5 protein-coding genes and 1 pseudogene are annotated in these 5,603 nt (G+C 65.3%); 4 read left to right on the forward strand and 2 right to left on the reverse strand.

Annotation, left to right across the window (positions count from 1 at the left end; translation table 11 throughout):
• Positions 1 to 809: 809 nt before the first annotated feature.
• Positions 810 to 1,163 carry a RidA family protein gene (locus LPZ50_RS20915; protein ID WP_230664592.1) on the reverse strand — a complete coding sequence of 118 codons (354 nt, stop codon included), beginning with the start codon at positions 1,161 to 1,163 and terminating at the stop codon, positions 810 to 812.
• 93 nt (positions 1,164 to 1,256) lie between these two features.
• Positions 1,257 to 2,432 carry a nicotinate phosphoribosyltransferase gene (gene pncB, locus LPZ50_RS20920; RefSeq protein ID WP_230664594.1) on the reverse strand — a complete coding sequence of 392 codons (1,176 nt, stop codon included), beginning with the start codon at positions 2,430 to 2,432 and terminating at the stop codon, positions 1,257 to 1,259.
• Between the two features lie 169 nt (positions 2,433 to 2,601).
• Here pncB and fdxA point away from each other — a divergent pair, with 169 nt between their 5' ends.
• The 4 genes and pseudogenes from fdxA to LPZ50_RS20940 all read left to right on the forward strand — a co-directional run.
• The gene (fdxA, locus tag LPZ50_RS20925; protein ID WP_230664596.1) at positions 2,602 to 2,925 is read left to right on the forward strand and encodes a ferredoxin FdxA; all 324 of its coding nucleotides are present in this window, start codon (positions 2,602 to 2,604) and stop codon (positions 2,923 to 2,925) included.
• A 49-nt stretch (positions 2,926 to 2,974) separates the two neighbouring features.
• On the forward strand, positions 2,975 to 3,772 hold the full coding sequence (locus LPZ50_RS20930; RefSeq protein ID WP_230664598.1) for a ferredoxin--NADP reductase: 798 nt from the start codon (positions 2,975 to 2,977) through the stop codon (positions 3,770 to 3,772).
• A 134-nt stretch (positions 3,773 to 3,906) separates the two neighbouring features.
• On the forward strand, positions 3,907 to 5,121 hold the full coding sequence (locus LPZ50_RS20935) for a polyhydroxyalkanoate depolymerase (RefSeq protein ID WP_230664600.1): 1,215 nt from the start codon (positions 3,907 to 3,909) through the stop codon (positions 5,119 to 5,121).
• Positions 5,122 to 5,167: 46 nt separating this feature from the next.
• Positions 5,168 to 5,581 (forward strand): annotated as a pseudogene (locus tag LPZ50_RS20940) (electron transport complex subunit RsxB); the annotation flags it as partial.
• Positions 5,582 to 5,603: the final 22 nt, after the last annotated feature.

The raw sequence follows: 5,603 nt of genomic DNA on the forward strand, positions 1-5,603 counted from the left end.
GCTGCCCCGCCGCCCAATACGCCGCCACCGCCTGCCCGGGCGCCACGGGACTACGTATTAGACGGAATGGCCGGCCCGTTCGCGGATGTCTGGCTCCCGTCAGGTGCCAGGCGCCGTTGTATGCCACCACATTCTCAATTGGACGGTGTCCGGCACCCTGACGGGAGCCGGACACCTGGCAGTGCCGGCGCAAACTCGCCGCGGAGGAAAGCACGCCGCCGTGGGGCCAAGGGAGAAATTTGTACCAACGCGGCACAGCGCCAGCCTGTCCGTCCTGGACGTGGGGCCGGGCGAAGCCCGTCGGTCTCGGGCGCATCCAGGCGCGCTGCCCCGCCGCCCAATACGCCGCCACCGCCTGCCCGGGCGCCACGGGACTACGTATTAGACGGAATGGCCGGCCCATTCGCGGGTGTCTGGCTCCCGTCAGGGTGCCAGACACCGTTGTGTGCCACCACAGTCGCAATTGGACGGTATCCGGCACCCTGACGGGAGCCGGATACCTGGCAGTACCGGCGCAAACTCGCCGCGGAGGAAAGCACGCCGCCGTGGGGCCAAGGGGAGAAATTTGCGCCAACGCGGCACAGCGCCAGCCTGTCCGTCCTGGGCGTGGGGCCGGGCGAGTTGACCGGCGGGGTAGCGCGCGCAGCGCGCCGAGGGCGCCTGGATGCGCCCGAGCCCGACGGGCTTCCCCCGGCCCCACGCCCAGGACGGACAGGCGACGCAAGAACCCGGGGACAACCCCTGGGCAGCCACTTAAACACCCGCCCAGCCGCGGCCGGCCCCTGAGAGAGCCCGGCCCCTGGCAAAAATCAACCCACAGCAGCCGTCACCACGATCTCGACCTTCAGGTCCGGGTTGGCCAGGCGGGCTTCCACCGTGGCGCGCGGCGGCGCATTGCCGTCGGCCACCCAGGCGTCCCAGGCCTTGTTCATCGCGTCGAACTCTTTCATGTTGGCCACGAAAATCTGGGCCATCAGGATCTTGCTCTTGTCGCTGCCGGCTTCGGCCAGCAGGCGGTCGATGGTGGCCAGCACCTGGCGGGTCTGGCCTTCCATGTCCAGCGAGCCATCGTCGGGTATCTGGCCGGCCAGGTAGGCCACTCCGTTGTACACGGCCATGTCGGACAGCCGCTTTTCCACATTGACGCGCTTGATGCTGCTCATTGGATAATCCCCACAGAGAACAGTTGGTAAGAAATCGAAGGCGGGGCGCGGCAGCGGGGCCTGCCCACGCCGAAAAGGCGACCCGCCCAGGCCCTAGGCCGGCGGCAGCTGGAATACCTGCCGCAGGTATGCCAGGTAGGCCGGATCGTCGCACATGGTTTTCTCGGGCGCGTCCGACACCTTGGCCACCGGCTGGCCATTGCAGCGAACCATCTTCATCACGATCTGCAGCGGCTCGTGCCCCAGGTCGTTGGTCAGGTTGGTGCCGATGCCGAAAGATACCTTGCAGCGGCCCGAAAAACGCCGCGCCAACTCGATGGCGCGCGGGAATGTCAGCGAATCCGAGAACACCAGCGTCTTGGCGCGAGGATCGGCGCGATTCTTGCGGTAGTGTTCCAGCAGGCGTTCGCCCCACACGAAGGGGTCGCCCGAGTCGTGGCGCGCGCCGTCGAACAGCTTGCAGAAGTACATGTCGAAATCGCGCAGGAAGGCGTCCATGCCGTACACGTCGGACAGCGCAATGCCCAGGTCGCCCCGGTATTCCTTTGCCCACACTTCCAGCGCGAACACCTGCGAATCGCGCAGGCGCGGCCCCAGCGCCTGGCAAGCCTGCAGGTATTCATGGCCCATGGTGCCCAGCGGCAGCACGTTGTGCCGCATGGCCAGCAGCACGTTGCTGGTGCCCGCGAAATGCACGCCCATCTGGGACTTCATGGTCGACACGATTTCCTCGTGCCACTGTTTCGAAAAGCGCCGCCGCGTGCCGTATTCGGCCACCCGGAAATCGGCCAGGGCCGGGTCGTCCAGCACCAGGTGCATCTTCGACTGCAGGCGCTGACGCCCTTCTTCCCAGTCGGGATTGCGCCGCGTATTGCGGAAATAGACTTCGTTCACGATCGCCAGCACCGGGATCTCGAACAGAATCGTGTGCAGCCATGGCCCTTGCACCGTGATGTCGATTTCACCGGGCTGCGCGCCCGCGCTGATCGAAATGCATCGTTCAGGCAGATGGAACAGGCCCAGGAAATCGACGAAGTCGCTTTTGATAAAGCGCAAGTTACCCAGGTATTGCAGTTCGTCCTCGGTAAAGCGCAACTGGCACAATGCGTGCACCTCGGCCCGGATTTCGTCCAGGTAAGGCTGCAAATTCACGCCGGGCGTACGGCACTTATAGCGATACTCGACCTGGGCAGCGGGAAAATGGTGCAAAACCACCTGCATCATGCTGAATTTGTACAGGTCGGTGTCGAGCAGCGAAGTAATTATCATGGTGGCGCGGTTCGGGCGCGGTTCGTTTCGTCACACCATAGCATAAGCAAACGCTGCGGCCGGGGCGGTCCCGGCACTACCGCGGCCAGGGTTATGGTCGCCCCGGGAAGCCGCATTAGGTAAAATCCTGAAAGTTTAAAGAAGCTGTCGCTTGTCCGCGGAGTCCCGAATGACGCACGTCGTTACCGAAAACTGTATCAAATGCAAGTACACCGATTGTGTCGACGTGTGCCCCGTAGACTGTTTCCGGGAAGGGCCGAACTTCCTGGTGATCGACCCCGATGAATGCATCGATTGCGCGGTTTGCATTCCCGAATGCCCCGCCAACGCCATTTATGCCGAAGAAGACGTCCCTGAAGACCAGGTGCAGTTCATCGCCCTGAATGCCGAACTGACGCCCGAATTCGCCCCCATCAGCCGCGCCAAGAAGCCGCTGCCCGACGCCGACGAATGGAACGGCGTGCAGGACAAGCTGCAGCACCTGGAAAAATAGGCTGGCGCCAGCCGCGCCGCAAACCGCGCCGCGCCTTGCATATTGCTAGATGACTGATTCCAAGTACACGCGCCAAACCGTCACCCAGGTACATACCTGGGTTCCCGGCAAGTTGTTCTCGGTGCGCGTGACGCGCGACCCCGCGTTCCAGTTCCAGGCCGGGCAGTTCGCGCGCGTGGGCTTGCCCGGCGCCGACGATCCCGGCGGCCCGCCCACTGTCTGGCGCGCCTATTCCATGGTGTCGGCCCCCCACGAACCCGGGCTGGAGTTCTATTCCATCGTGGTGCCCGAAGGCCTGTTCAGCCCCAGGCTGGCGCAGTTGCAGGCCGGCGACGCCCTGTACATCGAGAAAAACCCCTTCGGGTTCCTTACTATCGATCGCTTTGCGCCGGGCGGCGACCTCTGGCTGCTGGCCACCGGCACCGGCCTGTCGGCCTACCTGTCCATCCTGCGCGACCCGGCCACCTGGCAGGCCTTCCGTCGCATCATCCTGGTCCATGGCGTGCGGTCGGCCAGCGAACTGGCCTACCGCGACGAAATCCTGCATTGGCACGGCCAGCCGCAGTTCGCCGAACACTTCCAGCAAGACCCGCGCAAGCTGGTCTACCTGCCCATTGCCACCCGCGAGGCCCTGCCTGGCATGCCCCAGGCCCGCCTGACCACCCTGATCGCCGATGGCGGCCTGGAACAACTGGCGGGCGAAACCCTGGACCCGGCCCGATCCAAGGTCATGCTCTGCGGCAACCCGGCAATGCTGGCCGATGCCCGCAAACTGCTTTCCGAACGCGGCTTTGCCCCGGGACGGCGTGGCATCCCGGGCAATCTGGCGGTCGAGAACTACTGGTAGCGCCCGCCGCCACCCTGGCTTGGTCGTTTTTACGCAACAAAATCGCCCTCCGGGGGTCGAGTTGTCAGACAAATTGGATATATCCTTACACGCGACGGTAATAATCCGCCCCGCTAAGCACAGGACAACTCCACATGCTGTACCACTTGCATGAAATGCAGCGGGCGTTTCTTACGCCTTTCGCCGCGTTCACCGACGCCAGCTCGCAACTGTTCTCCAGCCCCTACAGCCCGCTGGCCTATACGCCCTTGTCGCGCCAATTGGCCGCCAGCTGTGAACTGATGCACCGCCTGGGCAAGGAATACCAGAAACCGGCGTGGAACTTGCCGAGCACGCAGGTGGAAGGCCATGAGGTGCCCGTCACCGAGTCCGTGGCGCTGGCCCGGCCTTTCTGCCGCCTGCTGCACTTCCAGCGCGGCGTGCGCCGCAATGATCCGCGCGTGCTGGTGGTGGCCCCGTTGTCCGGCCACCATGCCACGCTGCTGCGCGACACCGTGCGCGCCCTGTTGCCCGCCCACGATGTGTACGTGACAGACTGGATCGATGCGCGCATGGTGCCGATATCGGCCGGCCCCTTCCACCTGGACGACTACGTGCGCACCATCCAGGACTTCATCCGCCACCTGGGCCCCGACGTACACGTGATTTCGGTGTGCCAGCCCACGGTGCCGGTACTGGCCGCCATTGCGCTGATGGCCAGCGCCGGCGATGCCCTGCAGCCGCGCAGCATGGTGATGATGGGCGGGCCCATCGACCCCCGCCAGTCGCCCACGCAGGTGAACCGGCTGGCCACCACCAAGCCCTATTCCTGGTTCGAAAGCCAGTTGATCGACACCGTGCCCGCCCGCTACCCGGGCGCGGGACGCCGGGTGTATCCCGGTTTCCTGCAGCATGCCGGCTTCGTGGCCATGAATCCCGACCGGCACCTGAAGTCCCACTACGATTTTTATCTGGACCTGCTGCGCGGCGACGACAGCGATGCGGCCGCGCACCGGCGCTTCTACGACGAGTACAACGCAGTGCTGGACATGCCTGCCGAGTTCTACCTGGACACCATCCGCGTGGTGTTCCAGGAATTCCAGCTGCCCAATGGCACTTGGCACGTGGACGGCCAGCCCGTCAGGCCCGCCGACATCAAGCAGGTGGCCCTGCTGACCGTCGAAGGGGAACTGGACGACATTTCGGGCCAGGGCCAGACCCGCGCCGCCATCAAACTGTGCTCCGGCATACCGGCGGCCCGCAAGCGGCACTACACCGCGCCAGGCTGTGGCCACTACGGCATTTTCTCGGGCCGCCGGTGGCGCGAGATGATCTGTCCTAAAATCGCGGAATTCATCCGCCAGGCATAACGCCGGCGTCTACGGGCTGCGCCGGCCCGTTCCTGCTTCATCCGCCATGTCCTGTCTTTCCCTTGCCGACCGCATCGATGCCCTGCTGCCCCAGACGCAGTGCACCAAGTGCGGGTACGACGGCTGCCAGCCCTATGCGCAGGCCATCGCCGACGGCACCGCTTCCATCAACCGTTGCCCGCCGGGCGGCGACGAAGGCATTGCCGCGCTGGCCGAACTGCTGGACACCGCGCGGCTGCCGCTGGACCTGGCACGCGGCTCGCCCGGGCCCCTGACGGTGGCGCGCATCGACGAGGCCCACTGCATAGGCTGTACGCTGTGCATCCGCGCCTGTCCGGTGGACGCCATCGTGGGCGCCAACAAGCGCATGCATACCGTGCTGGCCGACTGGTGCACGGGCTGCGACCTGTGCGTGGCGCCCTGCCCGGTGGACTGCATCGACATGGTGCCCGCCGGCCGCGCCTGAACGCCGGCCAACGCCC

Source organism: Bordetella petrii (assembly GCF_020991325.1).
Taxonomy (GTDB): Bacteria; Pseudomonadota; Gammaproteobacteria; order Burkholderiales; family Burkholderiaceae_B; genus Bordetella_A; species Bordetella_A petrii_E.

Coding starts and splice junctions, on each gene's coding strand:
- LPZ50_RS20915 (WP_230664592.1), bottom strand. CDS start 1,163: ATGAGCAGCATCAAGCGCGTCAATGTGGAAAAGCGGCTGTCCGACATG.
- pncB (WP_230664594.1), bottom strand. CDS start 2,432: ATGATAATTACTTCGCTGCTCGACACCGACCTGTACAAATTCAGCATG.
- fdxA (WP_230664596.1), top strand. CDS start 2,602: ATGACGCACGTCGTTACCGAAAACTGTATCAAATGCAAGTACACCGAT.
- LPZ50_RS20930 (WP_230664598.1), top strand. CDS start 2,975: ATGACTGATTCCAAGTACACGCGCCAAACCGTCACCCAGGTACATACC.
- LPZ50_RS20935 (WP_230664600.1), top strand. CDS start 3,907: ATGCTGTACCACTTGCATGAAATGCAGCGGGCGTTTCTTACGCCTTTC.